At 57.0% G+C, this 21993-nt stretch carries 26 protein-coding genes and 2 tRNA genes; 23 read left to right on the top strand and 5 right to left on the bottom strand.

Going from position 1 to position 21993, the window contains the following annotated elements:
* The first annotated feature begins 42 nt into the window (after positions 1 to 42).
* The 13 genes from ruvC (at position 43) to nadA (ending at position 9434) form a co-directional block, all read left to right on the top strand.
* The gene (ruvC, locus tag ACF8YQ_RS07315) at positions 43 to 570 is read left to right on the top strand and encodes a crossover junction endodeoxyribonuclease RuvC (RefSeq protein ID WP_396623029.1); all 528 of its coding nucleotides are present in this window, start codon (positions 43 to 45) and stop codon (positions 568 to 570) included.
* Between the two features lie 30 nt (positions 571 to 600).
* Positions 601 to 1230, top strand: a complete 630-nt coding sequence (gene ruvA, locus ACF8YQ_RS07320) for a Holliday junction branch migration protein RuvA (protein ID WP_014421260.1) — start codon at positions 601 to 603, stop codon at positions 1228 to 1230.
* A 160-nt stretch (positions 1231 to 1390) separates the two neighbouring features.
* Positions 1391 to 2422: a Holliday junction branch migration DNA helicase RuvB gene (gene ruvB / locus ACF8YQ_RS07325; protein WP_011785187.1), complete on the top strand. Its 1032-nt coding sequence runs from the start codon at positions 1391 to 1393 to the stop codon at positions 2420 to 2422.
* On the top strand, positions 2415 to 2834 hold the full coding sequence (gene ybgC, locus ACF8YQ_RS07330) for a tol-pal system-associated acyl-CoA thioesterase (protein ID WP_396623030.1): 420 nt from the start codon (positions 2415 to 2417) through the stop codon (positions 2832 to 2834). Before ruvB ends, ybgC begins: the two co-directional genes overlap by 8 nt.
* Positions 2835 to 2872: 38 nt before the next feature.
* Entirely contained in the window at positions 2873 to 3562 is a 690-nt protein-coding gene (gene tolQ / locus ACF8YQ_RS07335) for a protein TolQ (protein WP_011785185.1), read from the top strand.
* Positions 3563 to 3595: 33 nt separating this feature from the next.
* The gene (gene tolR, locus ACF8YQ_RS07340) at positions 3596 to 4042 is read left to right on the top strand and encodes a protein TolR (protein WP_011785184.1); all 447 of its coding nucleotides are present in this window, start codon (positions 3596 to 3598) and stop codon (positions 4040 to 4042) included.
* Between the two features lie 18 nt (positions 4043 to 4060).
* Entirely contained in the window at positions 4061 to 5092 is a 1032-nt protein-coding gene (tolA, locus tag ACF8YQ_RS07345) for a cell envelope integrity protein TolA (protein ID WP_396623031.1), read from the top strand.
* Between the two features lie 14 nt (positions 5093 to 5106).
* Positions 5107 to 6429, top strand: a complete 1323-nt coding sequence (gene tolB, locus ACF8YQ_RS07350; protein ID WP_396623032.1) for a Tol-Pal system beta propeller repeat protein TolB — start codon at positions 5107 to 5109, stop codon at positions 6427 to 6429.
* Between the two features lie 54 nt (positions 6430 to 6483).
* Complete coding sequence (gene pal / locus ACF8YQ_RS07355) at positions 6484 to 7053, top strand: peptidoglycan-associated lipoprotein Pal (RefSeq protein ID WP_396623033.1); 570 nt, start codon at positions 6484 to 6486, stop codon at positions 7051 to 7053.
* 23 nt (positions 7054 to 7076) lie between these two features.
* Positions 7077 to 7853 carry a tol-pal system protein YbgF gene (ybgF, locus tag ACF8YQ_RS07360; protein ID WP_396623034.1) on the top strand — a complete coding sequence of 259 codons (777 nt, stop codon included), beginning with the start codon at positions 7077 to 7079 and terminating at the stop codon, positions 7851 to 7853.
* A 113-nt stretch (positions 7854 to 7966) separates the two neighbouring features.
* Positions 7967 to 8042 (top strand) — tRNA-Lys (locus ACF8YQ_RS07365).
* 62 nt (positions 8043 to 8104) lie between these two features.
* Positions 8105 to 8180: transfer RNA gene (locus ACF8YQ_RS07370), tRNA-Lys, on the top strand.
* A gap of 192 nt (positions 8181 to 8372) precedes the next feature.
* Complete coding sequence (nadA, locus tag ACF8YQ_RS07375) at positions 8373 to 9434, top strand: quinolinate synthase NadA (RefSeq protein WP_121206718.1); 1062 nt, start codon at positions 8373 to 8375, stop codon at positions 9432 to 9434.
* Between the two features lie 17 nt (positions 9435 to 9451).
* On the opposite strand, the gene ACF8YQ_RS07380 is transcribed toward nadA, so the two are convergent.
* Positions 9452 to 10924: a M48 family metalloprotease gene (locus ACF8YQ_RS07380; protein ID WP_396623035.1), complete on the bottom strand. Its 1473-nt coding sequence runs from the start codon at positions 10922 to 10924 to the stop codon at positions 9452 to 9454.
* Between the two features lie 156 nt (positions 10925 to 11080).
* On the opposite strand from ACF8YQ_RS07380, the gene ACF8YQ_RS07385 reads away from it, so the two are divergent.
* Positions 11081 to 11308 carry a sulfurtransferase TusA family protein gene (locus tag ACF8YQ_RS07385; RefSeq protein ID WP_011785177.1) on the top strand — a complete coding sequence of 76 codons (228 nt, stop codon included), beginning with the start codon at positions 11081 to 11083 and terminating at the stop codon, positions 11306 to 11308.
* 15 nt (positions 11309 to 11323) lie between these two features.
* The gene (locus ACF8YQ_RS07390) at positions 11324 to 12400 is read left to right on the top strand and encodes an AI-2E family transporter (RefSeq protein ID WP_011785176.1); all 1077 of its coding nucleotides are present in this window, start codon (positions 11324 to 11326) and stop codon (positions 12398 to 12400) included.
* Between the two features lie 4 nt (positions 12401 to 12404).
* On the opposite strand, the gene ACF8YQ_RS07395 is transcribed toward ACF8YQ_RS07390, so the two are convergent.
* Positions 12405 to 12872: a peroxiredoxin gene (locus ACF8YQ_RS07395; RefSeq protein ID WP_011785175.1), complete on the bottom strand. Its 468-nt coding sequence runs from the start codon at positions 12870 to 12872 to the stop codon at positions 12405 to 12407.
* 74 nt (positions 12873 to 12946) lie between these two features.
* On the opposite strand from ACF8YQ_RS07395, the gene dapA reads away from it, so the two are divergent.
* From dapA to ACF8YQ_RS07420, 5 genes are all read left to right on the top strand, one after another.
* A complete protein-coding gene (gene dapA / locus ACF8YQ_RS07400) occupies positions 12947 to 13825 on the top strand; it encodes a 4-hydroxy-tetrahydrodipicolinate synthase (protein WP_011785174.1) in 879 nt (292 codons plus the stop codon).
* Between the two features lie 67 nt (positions 13826 to 13892).
* On the top strand, positions 13893 to 14951 hold the full coding sequence (gene bamC, locus ACF8YQ_RS07405) for an outer membrane protein assembly factor BamC (RefSeq protein WP_396623036.1): 1059 nt from the start codon (positions 13893 to 13895) through the stop codon (positions 14949 to 14951).
* Positions 14952 to 14992: 41 nt separating this feature from the next.
* Positions 14993 to 15706, top strand: coding sequence for a phosphoribosylaminoimidazolesuccinocarboxamide synthase (gene purC, locus ACF8YQ_RS07410; protein WP_396623037.1), 714 nt, complete (start codon positions 14993 to 14995; stop codon positions 15704 to 15706).
* A gap of 32 nt (positions 15707 to 15738) precedes the next feature.
* Positions 15739 to 16482, top strand: a complete 744-nt coding sequence (locus ACF8YQ_RS07415; RefSeq protein ID WP_396623038.1) for a TIGR04219 family outer membrane beta-barrel protein — start codon at positions 15739 to 15741, stop codon at positions 16480 to 16482.
* A gap of 51 nt (positions 16483 to 16533) precedes the next feature.
* Positions 16534 to 17541 carry an NAD-dependent epimerase gene (locus tag ACF8YQ_RS07420; protein ID WP_396623039.1) on the top strand — a complete coding sequence of 336 codons (1008 nt, stop codon included), beginning with the start codon at positions 16534 to 16536 and terminating at the stop codon, positions 17539 to 17541.
* 52 nt (positions 17542 to 17593) lie between these two features.
* Here ACF8YQ_RS07420 and ACF8YQ_RS07425 read toward each other — a convergent pair whose 3' ends face one another.
* The gene (locus tag ACF8YQ_RS07425; RefSeq protein WP_396623040.1) at positions 17594 to 18397 is read right to left on the bottom strand and encodes an RluA family pseudouridine synthase; all 804 of its coding nucleotides are present in this window, start codon (positions 18395 to 18397) and stop codon (positions 17594 to 17596) included.
* Positions 18398 to 18553: 156 nt separating this feature from the next.
* Here ACF8YQ_RS07425 and ACF8YQ_RS07430 point away from each other — a divergent pair, with 156 nt between their 5' ends.
* From ACF8YQ_RS07430 to ACF8YQ_RS07440, 3 genes are all read left to right on the top strand, one after another.
* Positions 18554 to 18727 (top strand): DUF2897 family protein, encoded by a 174-nt coding sequence (locus ACF8YQ_RS07430; protein WP_278350710.1) that lies wholly within the window; start codon positions 18554 to 18556, stop codon positions 18725 to 18727.
* Between the two features lie 270 nt (positions 18728 to 18997).
* Positions 18998 to 19951, top strand: a complete 954-nt coding sequence (locus ACF8YQ_RS07435) for a hypothetical protein (RefSeq protein ID WP_396623041.1) — start codon at positions 18998 to 19000, stop codon at positions 19949 to 19951.
* Positions 19952 to 20254: 303 nt separating this feature from the next.
* Complete coding sequence (locus ACF8YQ_RS07440) at positions 20255 to 20641, top strand: hypothetical protein (protein WP_396623042.1); 387 nt, start codon at positions 20255 to 20257, stop codon at positions 20639 to 20641.
* Here ACF8YQ_RS07440 and ACF8YQ_RS07445 read toward each other — a convergent pair.
* Entirely contained in the window at positions 20629 to 21777 is a 1149-nt protein-coding gene (locus ACF8YQ_RS07445; protein WP_396623043.1) for a phage integrase Arm DNA-binding domain-containing protein, read from the bottom strand. The genes ACF8YQ_RS07440 and ACF8YQ_RS07445 overlap by 13 nt on opposite strands.
* Positions 21777 to 21980 carry a DNA-binding protein gene (locus ACF8YQ_RS07450; RefSeq protein ID WP_396623044.1) on the bottom strand — a complete coding sequence of 68 codons (204 nt, stop codon included), beginning with the start codon at positions 21978 to 21980 and terminating at the stop codon, positions 21777 to 21779. The genes ACF8YQ_RS07445 and ACF8YQ_RS07450 overlap by 1 nt, the downstream gene beginning before the upstream one ends.
* Positions 21981 to 21993: the final 13 nt, after the last annotated feature.

Genomic DNA, 21993 nt, shown 5'->3' on the forward strand with positions numbered 1-21993 from the left:
TCTCCGGCACGGCCAGACTCTCTCACTTCCGAGGGCAGGCGGATGGCAATCATCCTGGGGGTAGACCCCGGCTCCCGCATCACCGGTTACGGTCTTATTCGCTCTGAAGGCCGGGTTCTTGAGTACCTCGACAGTGGCTGCATCCGCGTAGGTGAAAAGCCAATGGCGGAAAGGCTGCAGACCATTTTCCACAGTCTCGCCGTGCTGATTGGTGAGTATCGCCCGGAGGAGTTCGCTATTGAGCAGGTGTTCATGGCGCGGAATCCGGACTCGGCCCTGAAGCTCGGTCAGGCAAGGGGAGCTGCAATCGTCAGTGCTGCCAACGGTGGCCTGGCGGTCCATGAGTATTCTGCCCGGCAGGTGAAGCAGGCGGTGGTGGGTACTGGTGGAGCGGATAAATCCCAGGTGCAGCACATGGTGCAGGCGCTTCTGGGGCTGTCCCGAAAGCCACAGGCGGATGCCGCCGATGCCCTGGCCATAGCCCTGTGCCATGCCCATATGAACCAGAGTGTATTACGTATGGCCAGGACCGGAGGTAAGGTCAGAAGCGGCCGCGTACGCCAACCATAAGCGGCGGTTTGCCGCGACAGGAGAGCCGGTTTGATTGGTCGAATCCGAGGAATGCTGATTGAAAAGTCTCCCGGGCAGGCGCTGGTGGAATGTTCCGGCCTGGGTTACGAAATTGACATTCCCTACACCACGTTTTTTCATCTGCCCGAGACCGGGCAGGAAGTGACCCTTCATACCCATTTCGCTGTTCGTGAAGACGCCCAGAGCCTTTATGGTTTTGCCTCCCGTCTGGATCGAAATCTGTTCCGGCTGCTGATCAAGGTTAACGGTGTTGGGCCCAAACTTGCGGTGGGCATTCTGTCGGGCCTGGATGCACAGCAATTCATCCGCTGTGTCGAGGCTCGGGACGCGAATTCGCTGGTTAAGCTGCCCGGTGTCGGCAAAAAAACGGCCGAGAGGCTGTTGATTGAAATGGCGGACAGGATAGGGCAGCTGGAAGGGCAGTTCGTCCCGTCTCAGCCCGATGTGCCGACTGGAGCCGGGGCGGCTATGGCGAGTCAGGCTGGGCCTGACCCACGTGAGGAGGCGGAGGCCGCATTGATTGCGCTTGGCTACAAGCCCCAGGAGGCGGCCAAGGCGATCAGCAAGGTGGCCGGCCCGGATATGAACAGCGAAACGCTGATACGTCTGGCCCTGAAGAATATGATTCCCGCCGGGTAACAACCCGGCGTTTTTGTGTCGGCTATGGCCACAGAACCATGACACCAATGTGTATAGAGCGTAACGTGACTCACGATCGCCCCTTTGTACAATTGGTGCAACCTGACTTACAGGGTGAGCCAGCGGGCATGTTGTTTATTCCCAGCAAGCGGATAATGCCATGATTGAATCGGACCGATTGATATCGGCCAAGGCCGGAGAATATGAGGAAGTGCATGATCGGGCGATCCGTCCGACGCTGCTTTCCGAGTATGTGGGCCAGCCTACGGTACGCGAACAGATGGAGATTTTTATCTCCGCTGCCCGGGGCCGCCAGGAAGCGCTGGATCATGTGCTGATTTTCGGCCCTCCCGGGCTTGGTAAAACCACTCTGGCCAACATCATTGCCAATGAGATGGGTGTCTCGATCAAGACGACGTCCGGCCCGGTACTGGAAAAGGCCGGAGACCTGGCTGCCATGCTCACCAACCTCGAGGAAGGTGACGTCCTGTTTATCGACGAGATCCATCGCCTGAGTGCGGCGGTGGAGGAAGTGCTCTATCCGGCCATGGAAGACTATCAGCTGGATATCATGATTGGTGAAGGGCCGGCTGCACGGTCTATCAAGCTGGATCTGCCGCCGTTTACGCTGGTTGGGGCAACCACCCGTGCTGGTCTGCTGACGTCGCCGCTGAGAGACCGGTTCGGCATTGTCCAACGCCTGGAGTTCTACAATCACCAGGACCTCACCCATATTATTACCCGTTCGGCCCGGCTGTCGTCGGTGGAAATCGACGAGGCTGGGGCGTTCGAGATTGCCCGCCGGTCCCGGGGAACCCCGAGGATTGCCAACCGGCTGCTGCGCCGGGTCAGGGATTTTGCGGAAGTGCGCTCCAATGGCCATATCACGGCGGATATTGCCGACCAGGCACTGAACATGCTGAAGGTGGACAGCCAGGGCTTCGACCACATGGACCGTCGCTTGTTGCTCGCCATGATCGAGAAATTTGATGGTGGCCCGGTGGGCGTGGAGAGTCTGGCGGCCGCAATCAGTGAGGAGCGGGGTACCATTGAGGACGTACTGGAGCCATTCCTGATTCAGCAGGGATACATGGTGCGTACACCGAGAGGGCGTATGGTAACGTCGAATGCCTACCAGCATTTCGGAGTAGTGCCGCCCAGATCCGGCCGGGAGGACGACCTGTTTGAGTGATCCCTCTGCCAGCTTTGAACTGCCGGTTCGGGTCTACATAGAAGATACGGATGCCGGTGGCATTGTTTTTCATGCCAAATACCTGCACTACATGGAGCGTGCCAGAACGGAGTGGGTCCGTAGCCAGGGCGTTGGGCTTCGTGCGGGGCTGGAGCACAACATCAGTTACGTGGTGCAAAAGATGAATCTGCACTTCCGGATGCCCGCGAAGCTGGATGATCAGTTGCTGGTTACGGCTGAGCTGAAAGCGGCATCCTGGGTCTGGATGGGCTTTCGGCAATGCGTGTATCGGGCGGATGATCGGCAGTTACTGTGTGATGCAGACGTCCGTGTGGCCTGTGTTGCACTGGATACCGGCAAACCCCGGCGTCTTCCGGAAAATATGCAGGAAATTCTTAAGAATTTCGTATAATTTGTTGAAAGATTTACAAAACTACTTGGGAGTGAACAGTGGAAACGGAACTGTCAGTCTGGCATCTGATTGCGAATGCAGGGATATTGGTGCAGTTGGTCATGCTGTTGCTGATGCTGGCATCGGTCGTCTCCTGGGCTCTGATTTTCCAGCGCCTGCAGGTCTTCCGGAAAGCCCGTCAGGCTCAGCTGGAATTTGAGGACCGGTTCTGGTCCGGCATGGATCTGGGCCAGCTCTACAAAGAAGTGAGTGCGGAGCCAACGCCGTTTTCCGGTATGGAGTCTGTGTTCCGGGCCGGGTTCAAGGAGTTCTCCCGCCTTCGTCAGCAGAGCAGGGATGCCGACGCCGTGATGGAAGGTACCCAAAGGGCCATGCGCGTGGCTTTTTCCCGGGAGCAGGAGCGCCTGGAAACCCATCTGCCGTTCCTGGCGACGGTCGGTTCCACCAGTCCCTACGTTGGCCTGTTCGGTACCGTGTGGGGCATCATGAACTCCTTCCGCGGGCTGGCCCAGGTGCAGCAAGCCACGCTGGCCACGGTGGCGCCGGGTATCTCTGAGGCGTTGATTGCCACGGCGATGGGCCTGTTCGCGGCCATCCCTGCGGTCATTGCCTATAACCGGTTCTCGGCCATGTCAGACGCCTTGCTGAAGAACTATGAAACCTTTGCGGAAGAGTTTTCCAGCATTCTGCATCGCCGGGTCCACAACAGCGATCAGGCCGCAGCATAAGTTGCCATCTGGCGGTAACAGGAGTGTAGCGAGATGAAAGGTATGGGAATGATGCCTCAGCAACGGCGCAAGCCGATGTCTGAGATCAACGTAGTCCCCTACATCGATGTGATGCTGGTGCTTCTGGTGATCTTCATGGTGACGGCACCGATGCTCACCCAGGGCGTGAAGGTGGATCTGCCGGAGACAACCTCCGATCCGATTCAGCAGGACAAAGACGTGGAATCCATCACCGTGTCTGTGGATAGCAATGGGGCCTACTACCTGGAAGTGGGTGACGACGCCAGCGAGCCGATGGCGCTGGACGAGGTGCGCAACCAGGTGGCAAAGATTCTGTCCCAACGGAGCAACGGTGAAGTGCTCGTCCGGGGCGATGAGTACGTGGACTACGGTGTGGTGGTGCGCCTGATGGCTGAGCTTCAGGCTGCCGGGGCCACCGGGATTGGCCTGATTACCGACGCGCCCAATGATAATCAGTAATTGGATGATGGTGACATTTTGAAGGGCCACAAGCGGGACATCGTCAGTACCGGAAAAGCACCTCTGAAATCGCCGGTGGCGGTCTCGGTAGGGCTGCACCTGCTGGTGTTCGGTATTGCTCTGGCCGGGTGGTCGTGGAATACGCCGCCTGAACCTGAACCCCGGAGCATTTCGGCTCGATTGATCAGCCCGGAGCCGAGGCCGACACCGGTGGTGGAGGAGCAGGACCAGGCAGACAGGGAGCAGGAGCGCAAGCAGGCGCAGGCGCGTGAGCTGGAAGAAGCCGAGCGCCAGCGTCAGGCCGAAGAGAAGGCCCGGCAGGAGGCGGAACGAAAGGCTCAGGAAGAAGCCCGTAAGCGCGAGGAAGAGCGTCGTCAGCAAGAGGCTCAGGCAAAAGAGTTGGCAGAGAAGCAAGCCAGAGAGCGTGAAGCTGCGCGCCAGAAAGCGGAAGCCGAAGCCAAAGAGCGTGAACGGCAGAAAGCCGAGGAAGAGCGCAAGCGGCAAGAAGAGGCCAAACGCCGGGCCGAGGAAGAAAAACGCCGACAGGAAGAGCAGCGAAAGAAAGAAGAGGCTGAACGACAGCGCCGCGAAGAGGAAGCTCGCAAAGAGGCTGAACGGAAACGTCTTGAGGCTGAGAGGCGCCTGCGTGAACAGCAACTGGAAGCGCTGGCGGACCAGGCCAGGCAGGAGCGTGAAGCGGAAGCCCGCCGCCAGCAGGAAGCCGCCGCAGCACGCGCCAGAGAAGCGCAGATGCTGAGCGAGAGTGAGAAGTATAAGGCACTGATACGGGAGAAACTGACTCAGGCTTGGTTTATGCCATCTTCGGCGACTAAGGATATGACAGTTAGGTTGCAGATAACGCTTCTGCCATCCGGTGAGTTAGCTGGTGTGACAGTGGCGAGTAGTAGTGGCAACACGGCCTTTGATAATTCGGCCTTGAACGCAGTGCGAGATCTTAATCGCTATCCGATTCCCAATGATCGTGACACGTTTGAGCGCTATTTTCGCCAGTTTACGATTGAATTTAATCCGAGCCAGAAATCGCGTTGAGGCTGATAATGTTTATGAAAAGCAGATTCCGTTGCTCTGGTAGCTTTCTGAAGACACCGGTTATTGCCTGCCTGGTGCTGTTTTTGACGGCATCCCTGGGCGCCCGGGCGGAACTGTTGATCCGCATTACCGAAGGTGCGGGATCGGCCATTCCGATTGCCGTCGTACCGTTCGCAGAGAGTGGTAGTATGCCCGCCGGGGACAAGGTAGGCAGCATCGTGCAGGCAGATCTGACCATGAGTGGCGAGTTTCGCCCGCTAGAGCCATCGAAAATGCTGAGCCTTCCCTCTGAGCGCTCCGAGGTGTATTTCCGGGACTGGCGCCTGTTGGGTCAGCGCTATGTGCTGGTGGGGCAGTTGACCCGCAATGGTGATCGGGTTCAGGCCAGGTACGAGTTGTTTGATGTCAACCAGGAGAAGCGGATTCTTGGTGAAACGGCGGCAGTTCCTGCCTCTAACGTGCGATCGCTGGGCCACCACATCAGTGACCGGGTGTATGAGGCTATTACCGGAGCTCCCGGTGTGTTCTCCACCAAGCTGGCTTACATCACCGTATCCGGTGAGGGCGAGCAGACCCGTTACCGGCTTCAGGTCAGCGATGTGGATGGTAAGCGCTCCAAAGTCCGGTTGGAAAGCCGGGAGCCGATTCTGTCACCGGCCTGGTCGCCAGATGGCAAAAAGCTGGCCTATGTCTCCTTCGAGACTGGCAAGCCGGTCATTTTTGTCCACGAGCTGGCTACCGGTGAGCGCCAGAAGGTCGCTGACTTCCCGGGGCTGAACTCGGCACCGGCCTGGTCAGCCGATGGCCGTTCGCTGTTGATGACGCTCTCTCGCGACGGCAACGCCGAGATCTACCGAATGGATCTTGCCAGCCGCAACCTGACGCGGTTGACCGACCATTGGGCGATTGATACCGAAGCCGCATGGGACCATGCCGACCGGGGGATCTACTTTACCTCTGACCGTTCCGGCGGGCCGCAGATCTATCACATGGAACGCCCGGGTGCTGAACCGCGTCGAATTACCTTTGGCAGTCGCTACAACGCAAGGCCGAGGCCGAGCCCCACGGGTGACTATGTCTATTACGTTCATCAGCGCGATAGCGCCTTCCATATCGCCAGAACCAATCTGGAGACCGGCGAAGAGACGGTTATTACCCGAACCGGTTCCGACGAATCACCCAGTGTGGCTCCCAATGGCAGGTTGCTGATCTACGCAACCCGTCAGAATGGGGAAGGCGTACTGACCGTGGTATCCGCAGACGGAGGCGCGGCGTATAGCCTGCCAGCCTCCGAGGGCGAAGTGCGGGAGCCGGCCTGGGGGCCGGTTACCCGCTGAAAATGCACTGAACTGAATTAATTCAACGAAGACCTGAAAAGAGGAAATAACGTGATGAAGATGTCTTTCTCTACAAAAGCGTTTGCCATGCTCCTGTCCGCCGGCCTGGTTGCTGGTTGTAGCTCCACCGGTGAAAACATGGAAGAGGGTGCCTACGGTTCTGACGTGGCCGCGATTGATCAGGACGGCGGTTCTACCGTTTACGGTGGTGCGGATGGCTCCGGCGTTTCTGCTTCCGATCTGAGTGATGACGAGCGTCGGGCTGCCCAGGAGCAGGCCGAGCAGGAAGCCCTGCGTGACATCACCACCTTCTACTTCGATTTCGATACGTCCGAAATCAAGCCGGACGCCCGTGATGTACTGGTTGCCCACGCTCGCTATCTGGCTAATAACCCGCGTCAGCAAGTACGCCTGGAAGGTCATGCGGATGAGCGTGGTACCAAGGAGTACAACCTGGCTCTGGGTGAGCGTCGCGCCAACGCTGTACAGCGCTTCCTGATCGTAAACGGCGCTTCCCGTGGCCAGATTGAAACCGTAAGCTATGGTGAAGAAAAGCCGGCCGTGCGTGGTTCCACTGAAAGTGCCTGGGCACAGAACCGTCGCGTAGAGCTGGTATTCCAGTAAAACCGACCTAGACGGACGTATCCATGAGAAAACAGCTCATGGCGGCCGTGCTGATCCCGCTGGGCCTTGGCCTGGCGGGAGTCACACAAGCACAGTCGTCCACACCCGCATTCCAGAACAACAGCTCCGAGGCCCAGCGTAAGGCCGGCAACAACCAGGCCACGGCCGAGCTGTTCTACATGATTCAACAGCTGCAGCGAGAAGTGCGAGACCTGCGGGGTCAGGTTGAAGAGCAGCAACACCAGATCAGTCGCCTGCAACAGCAGGGCAGGGATCGCTATGTGGATCTGGATCAGCGGATACTGGAGCTGTCCAAGGCCGTCGAGTCCGGGGCCAGTGCAGCACAGCAGCCGGCTGCAGCGGGGGCTTCAGCCGATAGTGGAAGACTGACGCCTGCCCGGGTGTATCGCTCGCCGGAACCGGAAGAGCAGAAAACCTATAATGACATTATCGACCTGATCCGTAACAAGAAAGACTACGACACGGCGATAACCCGCCTGTACGAGTTTGTGGATACCTACCCCGAGGGCGACCTCACCGTTAATGCCTATTACTGGCTTGGTGAAGTCTATCTGGCGAAACCTCAGCTGGAGCAGGCCCGTCAGGCTTTTACCATTGTTGCGACGCGCTACAGTGATCATCGCAAGGCACCGGACGCTGTGTACAAGCTGGGGGTGACCCTGGATCGTCTGGGCGAAAAAGACGAGGCGCGGCGCCGGATGAACTCCGTGGTCGAACAGTACCCGGATTCAGGAGCGGCAGAGTTGGCGAAGAAGTATCTTGATTCCGCCCAGGGTTGATCGGTATCTGGTCAACTTGCACGGATCTTGAGCGGTGAGTGAAAAAAGTTGGTCGACCGTGAAAAAAAGGGGTTGATCACCAAAAAAATATCAGTAATATGTGCGCCTCGTTTGGGTCGTTAGCTCAGTTGGTAGAGCAGTTGGCTTTTAACCAATTGGTCGAAGGTTCGAATCCTTCACGACCCACCAAATTCAGAGCGCGAGGTTTTGGCCGCGTGTTCGCTGGATGAAAAGCCAGCACAGCCAGTTAGGGGTCGTTAGCTCAGTTGGTAGAGCAGTTGGCTTTTAACCAATTGGTCGAAGGTTCGAATCCTTCACGACCCACCAACAAGGCAAGCCGTCACTACGGGGTTTGCGGAAAAAAAGAGCCGAAAGGCTCTTTTTTTTTGCCCGCAAGAACCCACCTATACCCACAGGACGGACGCTATCCTGCAGCCTGGCATACCCACATTGCAGGATCATGAAACCAAAGGCAGAAGTGATATACTCTGGCCGTTAACGTCAATCAGAGAATAAGCGATGACTAAAGCGCAAGACCGCATTCTGGTTCAGGAACATCTCGCCCATCAGGCGGAGCCCAAGCCCCTGAGCGCCTCAGAGAAAGCTGATCTCGAGGCCAGGATCAAGGTGGCTCTGAAGGAGAAGGATGCCGTTCTGGTAGCGCATTATTATACCGACCCGGACATCCAGCGGCTGGCAGAAGAGACCGGTGGTTGCGTGGCGGATTCCCTGGAAATGGCGCGCTTCGGCAACCAGCACCCGGCCTCCACCGTGGTCGTTGCCGGCGTTCGTTTCATGGGAGAGACGGCAAAGATTCTGAACCCGGAGAAAAAGGTTCTGATGCCGACTTTGGAGGCAACTTGCTCGCTTGATGTTGGTTGCCCGGCCGACGAGTTCTCCGAGTTCTGTGATCAGCACCCGGATCGCACCGTCGTGGTTTATGCCAACACCTCGGCTGCGGTGAAAGCCCGGGCCGATTGGGTGGTCACCTCCAGTTGCGCCCAGGCCATTGTTGAGCATCTGGACGCCAAAGGTGAAAAAATCCTGTGGGCGCCAGACAAACACCTGGGCGGCTATGTACAGAAAACCACAGGCGCAGACGTTCTGCTGTGGGACGGCTCCTGCATTGTGCACGAGGAATTCAAGTACCGTGGCCTGGAAGACCTCAAGGCTCTGTACCCGGATGCAGCAATCCTGGTGCACCCGGAGTCACCCGATGCGGTGGTGCAGATGGCGGATGTGGTCGGTTCAACCTCGCAACTGATTCACGCGGTGCAAACGCTTCCGAATGAAGAGTTTATCGTTGCAACCGACAACGGCATTTTCTACAAGATGCAACAGCTGGCGCCCAACAAAACGTTGATTGAGGCGCCCACCGCCGGCAACGGCGCAACCTGCCGAAGCTGTGCCCATTGTCCCTGGATGGCCATGAACGGCCTGGAGAATCTGCTGCACGTGCTTGAGCATGGCGACCAGGAAGTGCATGTGGACGATGCGCTGCGAGAAGACGCGCTGCGCCCGCTGCGCCGGATGCTGGACTTCACCGCCAACATGAATCTCAAGGCTGCCGGCAACGCCTGAAGGCTTCGGGGTTATTCCTAACCGGCTTGGCGCGCCTGAAGCCGGTTAGTCAGCTCACCAAGGCGCTCACTCACCACCTGGCGTTCGGCGGAGCCGGCCGGCAGTTTCTCCTGGGCCTGGCGCAATTGCCGCTGTGCTGATTTCAGATCGCCCATCAGTACATCGTATTCCGCTCTCGCCCGGTGCACGCCGACAATATTTCGCGCCATACCTTCGGCTTCGGCCAGTCTCAGCCACAGTTGCTCCTGGCTGGGCAGGCGGCGAGTCAGCTCCCTCAGGTAGTCAGCAGCGGCGGCTCCGTTACCATCGGCAATCTCAATGGCCGCCAGCGTGGATGTGATTGGATAGTTACCGGGATTGCGTGCCAGTGCTTCCTGCATAAGTGCTCTGGCATCGGCAAAACGTTTCTGGCTGATCAGAACCTCCGCCAGTGATACCTGGAACGTGATGCGCCCGGGGTTGGCTTTCAGTAATTCCCGCATTAGCTGCTCGGCCTTGTCATAGCGCCGGCTTTCCTGATAAGCCACCGCCAGGCCGTAGCGAATGGCATCGTTGCGCTGGGCGTCTTCCCGGGCCAGGTAAGCCTCGAACGTTTCTATCGCCGTTTCCGGGGATTCGCTGTAATGCACCTGCAGGCGGCTGCGAACCAGGTGATATTCCTGCCCGTCCTGCACCCGGGTATCAGGGTATTGTTCGGCCCGGTTGCGGGTGTCGGCAACCCGGTTCTGGGTCAGCGGGTGAGTGGAAAGGTATTCCGGCAGGCGATTTCCCTGCAGGCGGTTCTGTCTCATCATGATTTCGAACATCTCGGGCATACCTCTCGGGTCCATGCCGGCACTGGCCAGGATGTCCATGCCAACCCGGTCGGCTTCCTGTTCGTGGGAGCGGCTGTAGGCCAGCATGTTCTGCACAGCCATGGCCTGGGTGCCGGCGATGGCGGCAATGCCAATGTCTGACTGGGTAACCGCAGAAAGCACGATACCGGCGATCATGCCGGCCAGGGTTAACGGAGCGCTGGTTTCCTGTTGCTGCATTCGGCGAGCAAAATGGCGCTGGCTGAGGTGGGCCAGTTCGTGGGCCAGGACCGAGGCAAACTGTTGTTCGGTGGCGGCGTTCAGAAACAGGCCCCCATTTACGCCTACTACGCCGCCGGGCACGGCGAAAGCGTTGATGGCCGGGCTGTCAATCAGCACCAGTTTCAGGTCGCGATTATCCAGCGGTGCGGACGGCACCAGACGATAAATGATCGCGCTCAGGTAGTCGTAGACCAGTGGGTCCTGAAGTTGCGGGGCGGAGCGGCGAATGGAGGCCATAACCTGTTGGCCAATATCAGCTTCCATTTGTCCGGAGATCAGGCCGCCGCTACCGCCGATGCTTGGCAGGTCTGACGACTGCGCGCGTGTGGCCGGGCTGGTGACCGCCATGCTGAGCGCCAGAAAAACGATCAGGGCCCAGGGGGAGCGGTGTTGGCCTTCGTTCTGGTACTTCATATGTCTGAGGATGCCTCGAATTCGTGTTGCCCGTTTGACAAGGCGGCAGCCGGCAAGTTCTCCGGAGTATTACCAACTCTTGTGATGCAATAGAGTAACACCAGCGGCATAATGCCTGCCTGATTACTGTATGAAACGTAATGGTAAATGCTGATTATGGCTGACAGAACCCTGGATGCCAGCGGCCTGCGTTGTCCCATGCCGCTGCTGAAAACCAAGCTGGAACTCAACTCAATGACGCCCGGGGAGGAATTGGTGGTTGTCGCCACGGATACCGGCTCACTGAGGGACATACCTGCCTGGCTGGCGTTGTCGGCCCATACGCTTGTCAGCCAATCGGAGAGTAATGGGGAATACCGTTTCGTGATAAAGTGCGGCGGTTAATTTCCGGAGTCATTCATGGTCAGAATTCTGCGCGGTCTAGCCCACAAGTATTTTTCAGACGAAGAAGCCGTCATCCTGTTTTTGCTGCTGGTGACAGGCACCGTCTTTATTATCTGGTTCGGGGCCATGCTGGCGCCGGCCATCGCTTCCCTGATTGTCGCGTTCATTCTGCAGGGACTGGTGTCAAAACTGAACCGGATGGGTGTGCCTGAGCTGATCGCCGTGATTGGCGTGTTTGTGGTGTTTCTGGGCGTGCTGGTGGGTTTTATCTTCGGCTTGTTGCCGTTGATCTGGACCCAGCTGAGTACCCTTGCCGGCGAAGCGCCACGGATCATCCGCGAGCTGCAGTCCTATCTGGAGGTTCTGCCGCAACAATATCCGCATCTGGTTTCTGCTGAATCTGTGAATACCATGTATCAGCAGATCTCGGCCGAAGTAGGGCACCTGACTCAATGGCTGGTGTCTTTCTCGCTCTCCAGCATTCCGGACCTTGTGGCCTTGCTGATCTACATGGTTCTGGTGCCTATCCTGGTCTTTTTCTTTCTGAAAGACCGTCGGGTCCTGGTGAACTCATTTGCCCGCCTGCTACCTCCGCAGCGACCAATGATGGTTCGCATCTGGCACGAGGTTAATCTGCAATGTGCCAACTACGTCCGTGGCAAGGCGGTGGAGATCCTGATAGTGGGTGGCGTCACCTATGTCGCCTTCAAGTTTCTCGGCATGCCCTATGCGGCATTGCTTTCCCTGTTGGTGGGGCTGAGCGTGGTGATTCCCTACATTGGCGCTGCCGTGGTCACCATTCCGGTGGCAGTGATCGGCCTGTTTGCGTTCGGCTGGGGCAGCCATTTTATCTGGGTCATGGTCATCTACGGCATTATTCAGGCGCTTGATGGCAATGTCCTGGTACCGATTCTGTTCTCGGAAGTGAACAACCTGCACCCGGTGGCGATTATTGTTGCCGTACTGTTCTTTGGCGGAATCTGGGGCTTGTGGGGCGTGTTTTTTGCGATTCCGCTGGCGACGATGCTGAAAGCGGTCTTCGCCGCCTGGCCGGTGAAGGAGTCGCCTCCGCCACCAGCCATTGCGGAATAGGGCGTTAAAGGGCTTTGACGGCTTCCAGCACCTCGTCGGCGTGCCCTTTTACCTTGACGCCGCGCCATTCCCGGCGCAGCACGCCTTCCTTGTCGATCAGGAAGGTGCTGCGTTCAATGCCAAGGTGCTCCTTGCCATAAAGCTTCTTGAGCTTGATGACGTCGAACAGCTTGCACAGGGATTCGTCCTTGTCGGAAATCAGGTGGAACGGAAAGTCGTATTTTGCCCGGAAGTTATCATGCGCTTTCAGGCCATCCCGCGAGACGCCGAAAATCTCGGTGTCCTCGGCAGCAAAGGCTTCCATTCTGTCCCGGAAGTCCTGGCCCTCGGTGGTGCAGCCCGGTGTATTGTCTTTCGGATAGAAATAAATAACGATGTTCCGGCCTTTCAGGTCGCTCAGGCGAACGGTCTGGTCGCCAGTGGCCTCAGCCTGAAATTCTGGCACGGGTTGATTCAATGCTACGGATGACATGACATCTCCTTTAATTCCCTTGTGTCAGTTCGAGCCCAACATTACCATATCGGTTTTATTCGGACGGAGCTTTTATGATTACGGGTAGCCTTGTCGCACTGGTCACGCCCATGTATCCAAACGGTGATATTCACTGGGAGGATCTGGACAAGCTGGTGGACTTTCATATCGAAAACGGCACCCATGGCATTGTTGCTGTGGGCACCACTGGCGAATCCGCAACCCTGGATCCGGAGGAACACATCCGGACGATCGGGCACATCATAAAACGTGTAAACGGCCGGATTCCCGTTATTGCCGGTACCGGTGGTAACAGTACGCGCGAAGCCATTGAATTGACCACCGAAGCCCACAAACTCGGTGCCGATGCCTGTCTGCTCGTAGTGCCTTACTACAACAAGCCGACCCAGGAAGGCCTGTATCAGCACTTCAAAGCCATCGCGGAAGCGGTACCGGGCATGAGCCAGATTCTCTACAACGTACCGGGCCGCACTGCCTGCGATATGCTCAACGAAACGGTCGTCCGCCTGGCCGACATCCCCAATATCGTTGGGATCAAGGACGCGACCGGGAACATTCCCCGTGGCGCCGAGCTGATCGAAGCCCTGGATGGACGCCTTGCGGTTTACTCCGGTGACGACGCCACGGCGGCAGATCTGATGCTGGCGGGCGCTAAAGGTAATGTTTCGGTAACGGCCAACGTCGCTCCGAAGGCCATGGCTGAGCTCTGTGAAGCGGCCATTGCGGGCAACGAAGACGAAACCCGCCGCTTGAACGAACTGCTGATGCCGCTTAATCGCAAGCTGTTTCTGGAGGCCAACCCGATTCCGGTAAAATGGGCGCTTTACCGCATGGGCATGATCGGTGAGGGCATTCGTCTGCCTCTGACGCCGCTCAGCGAAAAGTTCCACGGCGAGGTGGAAGACGCGCTCAAGGCCTCAGGTGTTCTCTGAGGCCACCGTTACCGTTAACCGGAGTAACCCGATGCAGGTTCCTGCAAGAGCCCGTAAGAAAACCGTTTTGTTCGTTAGACCTGTTTCGGCGCTGGTACTTGCCAGTGCCCTGGCCGGTTGCAGTTTCATAAATGATCGTTCCGAAGGCTATGTCAACGCGCCGGAAGGCGAGCCGATTCAGGTGCCTGAAGGTCTCGACAGCTCCCGACTGAGCGAGACCATGCCGATACGGTCGATCAACACGGCCGATTCCCGCAATCTTTACCCGTCGTCGATTCCCCGTCCGCCAGATATGACATCCGAGATTCTGGACGAAAACTATGTGATTGAAGAGTTGGACGGCCGTATCTGGCTGCTGGTCAATGAGGTGCCAGGACGACTCTGGCCCGTGGTCAGTGCCTGGATGAATGAGAGCGGCCTGGGCATTGCCCATGACAGTCCTCAACTTGGGATTATTCAGAGTGAACTGGCGAACTTCAGCAAGCGCAGCCGTACACTGCTGGGGCTCGCCGATAATCCGACCGCCGCAGAACCCAAGGTGGTGATGCAGGCCCGCCTGGCCCCTGGCATTCGGCGTAAAACCACCGAAATCCGCGTGCGTATTCTGGAACTGGAGCAAGCTCCGGAAGAGCTTCTGCCCTGGGACAGTAGCACGGTGACCGATGCAACCTTCGAGCAACAACAACGGGTGCTGTTGGCCGAGCTGGGGGATTTTCTCAAACAGCGTGAGGACAACAAATCCTTCTCGCGGGCGGCCTCAGGCATGGTATCCGAGCCGCTCGTGCGCTTGCAGTCGGAACAGGATGAAGCGGTTGCCATTCGGGTGGAACTGGATTTCGGCCGCACCTGGGCAGAGGTCAATCGGTCCCTGGAGGAGATGGGGCTGCCGGTACTGGATCTGAATCGCAGTGAAGGCTGGTTGCAGGTGGATTTCCGCACGGAAGACGAGCGCAGTCCGGGCTGGTTCTCGTGGTTCAGCGATGCTGAAAAGCCGGTCCACACCCACACAATCCGGATTCAGCAGGGTGCCGACGCCATGAGCGTTACCGCCGAGCAGCACGACAGCTACGAGGGTGAACGCAGTTCAGCAGATCTGCTCACCCAACTCTTTGAACATCTGTATTGATTAACGGGGTGGCCGAGGCCACCGGCCGTTTGGAGAAAGTAATGGAAAAGCGCGAAGAGCTTTATGCCGGCAAGGCAAAATCGGTTTACCGCACGGATGATCCCGAGCGGTTTGTTCTGGTATTCCGTGACGATACCTCTGCCTTTGACGGAGAGAAAAAAGAACAGCTGAACCGCAAGGGCATGGTGAACAACAAGTTCAATGCCTTCATCATGGAAAAGCTGGAAGCGGCCGGCGTACCTACCCATTTCGAAGGGCTACTCTCTGATACCGAGTCCCTGGTCAAGAAGCTCGAGATGATCCCGGTTGAGTGTGTGGTGCGCAACGTGTCTGCGGGCAGCCTGTGCCGTCGCCTGGGAGTGGAAGAGGGTCAGGAGCTGAACCCACCCACCTTTGAGCTCTTCCTGAAAAACGACGCCCTTCACGACCCCATGGTGAATGAATCCCTGGCAGTCAGCTTCGGCTGGGCCAAAGCCGATGAGCTGGTCCGGATGAAAGAGCTGACCTATAAGGTCAACGACGTACTGAAAAAACTGTTTGACGACGCCGGCATGCTGCTGGTGGACTACAAACTGGAGTTTGGTCGCAGTGGTGGCCAGATCGTTCTGGGTGACGAATTCAGCCCCGATGGCTGCCGCATCTGGGACAAGGAGACCCGCAAGAAAATGGACAAGGATCGCTTCCGCCAAGGCCTTGGCGAAGTGATTGAAACCTATGAAGAAGTTGGTCGTCGTCTCGGCATAAAGTTTGACTGACCGGCTAATACAACCACAAAAACGGGTGCGTTATGCGTAAACTGATGATTGTTGTAGGTGGCTCTCTGGCCCTGGCCGCGCCACTGGCCAATGCTGATGTACTGGGCGTTGGTGCCAACGTTAGCTACTGGGATTCCGATTTCTCCGGCGAAGTGGTCAACAAGGACTCGGCCGTTGATATCGAAAAGGATCTCAACCTCGACAGCGACAGCAACGCGAACTTCACGGCGTTTTTCGAGCATCCGATCCCGGTGCTGCCGAACGTGCGGTTGAATTACACCAGTATTTCCCAGAGTGGGCGTGGTGAGATTGGGCCGGAAGGCTTTGATGGTATCGGGGTGAATACGGGGGCTGAGGTAAACTCCGATTTGGATATTGACCAACTGGACGTCACCCTGTACTACGAAGTGCTTGATAACTGGGTGAATCTGGATTTGGGCCTGACAGCTCGCAATTTTGATGGGGAATTAGTGTTACGTGATACCGCCATCGGCGGTCGAGTCAGCAAAACCTCCGTCGACGCCGTCGTTCCCATGGGCTATCTCGCCGCCCGTTTTGACCTGCCGTTCACCGGCGTGTCTGTGGGTGCTGAGGGCAACGTGATCAGCTACAGTGGCGACTCCCTGCACGACTTCAACGCTTATGGCCAGTACGAATTCGCCATGCTGCAGCTGCGGGCCGGTTACCGCCAGATGTCTATCGACTATGAAGACGATGATGACAAACTGGATGTGGAAATGTCCGGACCCTTCGCCAGTGTCGGCGTGGCGTTCTGACCAGGACAGTAAAAGGCGCCTTCGGGCGCCATTTTTCATGGAGAACAGATCTTGAAAATCCTCGTTACGGGAACCGCCGGCTTTATCGGCTCGCATCTTGCTCACCGTTTGCTCGATCGTGGCGATGAAGTGATTGGCGTGGACAACGTCAACGACTATTACGACGTCAATCTCAAGGAAGCACGCCTGGCCCGGCTGCTGAACAAGCCCGGTTTCACCGAAGTACGCCAGGACGTGGCCGGCAGCGAGGCCATGGAAGCGGTTTTTCGTGAACACAAGCCCGAACGGGTGGTGCACCTGGCAGCCCAGGCCGGAGTCCGGTATTCACTGGAGAACCCTCATGCCTATGTGGATGCCAATCTGGTCGGCTTCATGAACATCCTTGAGGGTTGTCGCCATAACGAGGTCAAGCACCTGGTGTATGCCTCCAGCAGCTCCGTGTATGGGGCCAATGAGACCATGCCATTCTCGGTGCACGATAACGTGGATCACCCGCTGAGCCTGTACGCGGCGTCCAAGAAAGCCAACGAGCTGATGGCCCATACTTACAGCCATCTGTACAACCTGCCCACCACCGGGCTGCGCTTCTTTACCGTTTACGGCCCCTGGGGCCGGCCGGATATGGCGCTGTTTATCTTTACCAAAAAGATCCTGGCCGGTGAGCCCATCGATGTGTTCAACCACGGGCATCACAAGCGGGACTTCACCTACATCGACGATATCGTCGAAGGCGTTATCCGTACCCTGGACAACGTAGCCCAGCCGAACGACGACTGGAGCGGTGCCCAGCCGGACCCGGGTACCAGCAAGGGGCCTTACCGAATCTACAACATCGGCAGTAATAACCCGGTGGAGCTGTCCCGTTTTATCGAGATTATTGAAGAGCGGGTGGGCAAAAAAGCTGAGAAGAATCTGCTGCCGTTGCAGCCGGGCGATGTGCCGGCAACCTACGCCAATGTCGATGACCTGATCAACGATGTGGGGTATAAGCCGTCTACCACAGTGGAAGAGGGCATTGCCAACTTCGTGGACTGGTATCGGGATTTTTACAACGCCTGAGCGTCCATTATAGCGTATGAATAAGGCCAGCCGAGACGCTGGCCTTATTTGTTTATGGTCGCTGTTCCGGAAGCCTGAATACCTGGGGTTTACGGGTGAGGGGGCACTGGAAGGCCAGCTCAACAGCGGTAAGTTGCAGGCCGGCCGGATTGGCCGTGCCATACAGCCGATCTCCGACAATCGGGTGACCAATGCCGGCCAGGTGTCGACGGATCTGGTGTTTACGGCCGGTTTCAATTCGTACCTCCACGTCCGTTGTGTCTGATTCCTCATCCCGGCTCAGTGTCGTCACGCGGCTGATTGAGTCCTTGCCATCCAGTGGCGTGTCGAGGCGAAGATCATCTGCCATCAGGTTGCCGGCGACCCGTGCCCGGTAGAGCTTGGTCATGGCCCGTCCGGCAAACAATTCTGAAAGGGCCGCCGCGGCCTTGCCATCATGGGCAATCAGCATCAGACCTGCAGCGTCGGCATCCAGGCGGTGTACCAGAAAGCAGGGTGTGTTCAGTTCAATTTCCGCCAGGCGCAGCAGGCTGCAGTGGTCGCCCCATTGAGACCCTTGTGATAACAGCCCGTGGGGCTTGAACCAGACACTGTAACGTCCTTTGTTCTCGAGCAGCGTCGGTGTTTCCGGCTTGCGCGCCAACACCTGATCATCGTAGAACAGCTGAATACGGGTGCCGGGTTTCAGTTCCCGCTTGGCCTTGCGTAAACGCACCTGCTTTCCCTTCTGGGTCCACCAGCACGCGCCCTTGGCCATGGCATCCTTGATGCGCTGCTTGGGCAGGCCCGAGGCGCCTGCAAGCGCATCCACAGCCGTCGTGCTCTGGTCTACGGTGACATCAAACTGTTTGCGCATTGGAGTTTTGCCCGAAAGGAGGAGGTCCAAGATGATTGCCGGCAATAATACGGAGCGGGGAAAGTATCGACAAGGCGCTTGTACCTCAAGGCACATTGATGACAGCAAGCGCTGAGGGTGTACACTGATTAAAAGCCACCTCAAGGAGATATCGACATGCCAATGATTGGCTGGCTGTTTATATTCGCCGCCTTCGCGATGATTGTCGGAAGCCTGCTTTTACTGCGAGATGGGGCCAATATGAAAATCCCCAAAGAAAAGCTGGAGAAGATTCGTCAGCGCAAAGCGGAACAGGAGGCGAAGGATAAAAAAGACGGGGATAGCTGGTAGCGCCAGAACCATGAACCAGTCCACGACTTTTGAGTTTGACCCCGCCTGAACCTTTCGCGACCTAACGATATGTCGCATGATTAGACATCACTGCCCGGACATGGATTAGACGACACCGGATGTCGCCGCTACGAGTGCGCAATTCCTCCCAATGATATCCCGTCTTTTTCATCACGCCGCAACCAGGAGCGCGCAGACCTTGTCGCTTCAGGACTGGCAGTGATGATGCCTGAAGAATAAGCCTGAAATCATAAGAAAAAAGGAAAGAACATGATCCAGTTAAGCCGTATTGGATGGGGGCCTGTGCTGCCCATGGTACTTCTTTTATCTGCCTGTGGTGGCGGAAGCGGGGGTGGGGGGAATGATTCTCCCGAGGAGCAAACTGGGCCGCAGTTGAGCTACGACAACATGAACTTTGCCCAAAAATCCGTATCGATAACCAGCGATAGCGGTGCCGAAGGGCTGATAAGCCTCCGTGACGATCTTGCGTTGGGGTGGTCAATTATTGGTGAGTACACGTCGGCTATTCAAGATATGTCGGTCCTGGAGCAGGGCACTTACCCATGTGCGGGTGGTGGTAACCTGGAAATCCGCTGGACCGAGACTGAGAACTCCCTGGAGGAGACCACCCGATTCTACAGATGCGTACTGGATACCCCGACCCATGGCCCTGTTGTAATCAGTGGCACCACCTTCTACGAAAGCGCCCTGATCGATGAAACCGAAACAGCTGCCAGTTGGAAGAGTTCCTACAGGGACGATCTGTCCGGAACAATTCAGCGCACAGGTGAGTCGCTTCGTTTCAGTGGCGCACTTCGTTTGAGCGATTATCTGAATGAAAATGGTGGAGTCACGAGCTGGCGCTACGTTCGGGATATCAAACGATACGAGATGATGCTGGGTAACCGGTACGTCGCCATTGCCGACGCTCAGAATCGGGACTCGGGAACGGACGTAGACTCAGAATACGCGGTTCGCGCCACCATTGTCGGCTCGGCGATTGGTGGTTACATGAAGCTGGAGACTCCGGATCCGGTGGAGTTTTCCTCCAACCTGGAGTGCCCGGTGTCCGGGATTGTAAAACTGTCCAGCAACGGTGAGGCCGAGGTTCGCTTTGGTAGCAGTGCCGGAGGTACCGCCAAGGCAGTTGCGGTCTGGGTTGATGGTGCCGTTGTCGAGAGTTATGAGGATTGCAGTGAAATAGGTGTGGTTCTGTACTTCTGACCGGAGGAGGGCGGGCTTCTGGTCTGCCCTCTATAAAACCTTGCAGGAAATACGAGGCACAAAAAAAGCCGCCCAGCAAAGCTGTAAGCGACTTTCTCTGCAGGATTGGTAGGACCACCCAGATTCGAACTGGGGACCTCTACCATGTCAATATAAGCCATCTAGCCTATGCAAGCCTTTGAAATTTAAAGTTTCCTGTATTTGCGCGCCCCGCCTGTTTTGCATACTTTGCACACTTTAGAAATCAAGGCATTAGATACTGTATATTGGAATCAGCTTCGGCGTCATATAAGGCGGATTTTTATGATTGATGTTGTGTTATCTGGGCTTGTTACGGGCTTGATCGGGCTGGTTGCTGGAAATCAAATGGCACTGGGGCGGGATAGACGTAAGGAGTTTAACGAGGCCACTGAGCCACTAAGGGACAAGCTACGGGGTCACATACAAAGCCTTGAGCGTCGTGTTGTAGTGAGTGCTCTTCCAGAAAATGATTTGTCAGTTATTGTTCGAAAGCTTGGTGAAAGGCGAAGTGCGGCGATCGTTACTCATTTCAATCGCTATACGGCCACCGTTAAAAAAAATGTATCCCCGGGAAGCCCTTTTCATGCTGGGGTTGTTACTTCGCCTCGTGGGTGGGACGAGCTGATATCTGATGCTCAGAAACTGTACGAAGCCGTTCAGCCCAAATAGCTACGTCTTGCAGCTGGGGTAATTGCCAACCCCGCCTCAACCCGCATCCACACCTGCTCATGCCCCTGCTGATAGTGCTCCGTCATCTTCGGATCAGCGTGCGCCATGAGTGGCTGGATATAGGTTTCGTTGTCGAATCCCTGTTTCTTGTAGAGCCATGAGCCCAGCGCGCGGATCTCGTGGAAGGTGGGGCGTTGTTCCCTGGGCATTTTCTTGAAGCACTCGCACTTGTCCCGGGTTTTGCGGAACTCGGCGGTGAAGGTGTTGGGGGTGAGCTGGGTCCAGTGTTCCCGACCTTCAGCGTCCACCTTGCGTTCTGGCCTGCGGTGGATGATGTAGGGGCTGGGCACATTGGATTGCCTGGCTTTGGTGATGATCTCTTCGAGCTGGGGGCAGTGGATCAGCAGGTGTGAGTGTTCGTGCTTGCTGGATTTCTGGCGGATGACCTTCAGCACCTGGTCTTTGTAGTCTGCGAACTTCATATTGATTACTTCGGCGCGGCCCTGCAGGGTGATCAGTGCGATTTCCATGGCGTGCTGCATCCACGGTTCCGCCTGGGCGTGGATCTCCCAGAACTGTTCGAGGGTAAGCCGGCGGCGGTTCTTCTCGTATTCGGATTTGGCGTAGGTGATTTCTGCCGGGTTGCTCATGTCGGCAGGGTACAGGCCTTTCATAATGGCAAAGCGGAACAGGTCGATCAGCGTGGCGCGGTGCTTGATGTAGGCGTCGCGCTCAAAGTTGTCGTCCAGGTACTTGGCGATGGTTTGAACGTCCACTTCGTCAATCTGTTTGGTGCCAATATCGCGCTCGATGCGTTTGAGGCGGTATTCCAGAATCTTCAGTGTGCCTTCGGCCAGGCGCTTGGTGGGCAGCAGTTCCTTTCGGTACCGGCCGATCAGGTGCTTGATGTCTTTGCCGGCGGTGCCCAGCACTTCGCCCACCAGGTCGGTTTCCTTCACCAGTATGCTGTTGAGCTGGCGCGCGGCGGCCTGGGCTTCTGGCTTGTTGGTGCCCATGGCATGGTACTGGCCGGTGCCGGGGTGGCGGTATTGATAGTAGGTGACGCCGTTTTTCACGTTGGCGTACAGGTTCGCCACCAGGTCTTTGTTCTTTTTGAGCCGCCTTCTGGGTGCCATTAGTTTGCCTGCAGTACCTTATCTACCAGGGGATTACCGGTGGTCTGTTTTGATTTGTCCGGATCTACGAACCAGAGCCCGCCGATTTTACGCGCTCCGGGAATGTGGCCTTCATTGGCCCATTTGTAAACCACACGCATGGATGGGCCTGGTTCTTCGAAGGTTTCTTCTCGCCATTTTTCCAGTGGTTTGAGCTTTGCCATAGTGGTCACCTCA

The sequence above is a fragment of the Marinobacter sp. W-8 genome (genome assembly GCF_044342215.1).
Classification (GTDB): domain Bacteria; phylum Pseudomonadota; class Gammaproteobacteria; order Pseudomonadales; family Oleiphilaceae; genus Marinobacter; species Marinobacter nauticus.

Bases quoted from the DNA above. Each gene is read 5' to 3' on its own strand.
- ruvC (WP_396623029.1), top strand. From the start codon at position 43: ATGGCAATCATCCTGGGGGTAGACCCCGGCTCCCGCATCACCGGTTAC.
- ruvB (WP_011785187.1), top strand. From the start codon at position 1,391: ATGATTGAATCGGACCGATTGATATCGGCCAAGGCCGGAGAATATGAG.
- tolR (WP_011785184.1), top strand. From the start codon at position 3,596: ATGAAAGGTATGGGAATGATGCCTCAGCAACGGCGCAAGCCGATGTCT.
- tolB (WP_396623032.1), top strand. From the start codon at position 5,107: ATGAAAAGCAGATTCCGTTGCTCTGGTAGCTTTCTGAAGACACCGGTT.
- pal (WP_396623033.1), top strand. From the start codon at position 6,484: ATGAAGATGTCTTTCTCTACAAAAGCGTTTGCCATGCTCCTGTCCGCC.
- ybgF (WP_396623034.1), top strand. From the start codon at position 7,077: ATGAGAAAACAGCTCATGGCGGCCGTGCTGATCCCGCTGGGCCTTGGC.
- nadA (WP_121206718.1), top strand. From the start codon at position 8,373: ATGACTAAAGCGCAAGACCGCATTCTGGTTCAGGAACATCTCGCCCAT.
- ACF8YQ_RS07380 (WP_396623035.1), bottom strand. From the start codon at position 10,924: ATGAAGTACCAGAACGAAGGCCAACACCGCTCCCCCTGGGCCCTGATC.
- ACF8YQ_RS07385 (WP_011785177.1), top strand. From the start codon at position 11,081: ATGGCTGACAGAACCCTGGATGCCAGCGGCCTGCGTTGTCCCATGCCG.
- ACF8YQ_RS07390 (WP_011785176.1), top strand. From the start codon at position 11,324: ATGGTCAGAATTCTGCGCGGTCTAGCCCACAAGTATTTTTCAGACGAA.
- ACF8YQ_RS07395 (WP_011785175.1), bottom strand. From the start codon at position 12,872: ATGTCATCCGTAGCATTGAATCAACCCGTGCCAGAATTTCAGGCTGAG.
- dapA (WP_011785174.1), top strand. From the start codon at position 12,947: ATGATTACGGGTAGCCTTGTCGCACTGGTCACGCCCATGTATCCAAAC.
- purC (WP_396623037.1), top strand. From the start codon at position 14,993: ATGGAAAAGCGCGAAGAGCTTTATGCCGGCAAGGCAAAATCGGTTTAC.
- ACF8YQ_RS07415 (WP_396623038.1), top strand. From the start codon at position 15,739: ATGCGTAAACTGATGATTGTTGTAGGTGGCTCTCTGGCCCTGGCCGCG.
- ACF8YQ_RS07425 (WP_396623040.1), bottom strand. From the start codon at position 18,397: ATGCGCAAACAGTTTGATGTCACCGTAGACCAGAGCACGACGGCTGTG.
- ACF8YQ_RS07430 (WP_278350710.1), top strand. From the start codon at position 18,554: ATGCCAATGATTGGCTGGCTGTTTATATTCGCCGCCTTCGCGATGATT.
- ACF8YQ_RS07435 (WP_396623041.1), top strand. From the start codon at position 18,998: ATGATCCAGTTAAGCCGTATTGGATGGGGGCCTGTGCTGCCCATGGTA.
- ACF8YQ_RS07440 (WP_396623042.1), top strand. From the start codon at position 20,255: ATGATTGATGTTGTGTTATCTGGGCTTGTTACGGGCTTGATCGGGCTG.
- ACF8YQ_RS07445 (WP_396623043.1), bottom strand. From the start codon at position 21,777: ATGGCACCCAGAAGGCGGCTCAAAAAGAACAAAGACCTGGTGGCGAAC.
- ACF8YQ_RS07450 (WP_396623044.1), bottom strand. From the start codon at position 21,980: ATGGCAAAGCTCAAACCACTGGAAAAATGGCGAGAAGAAACCTTCGAA.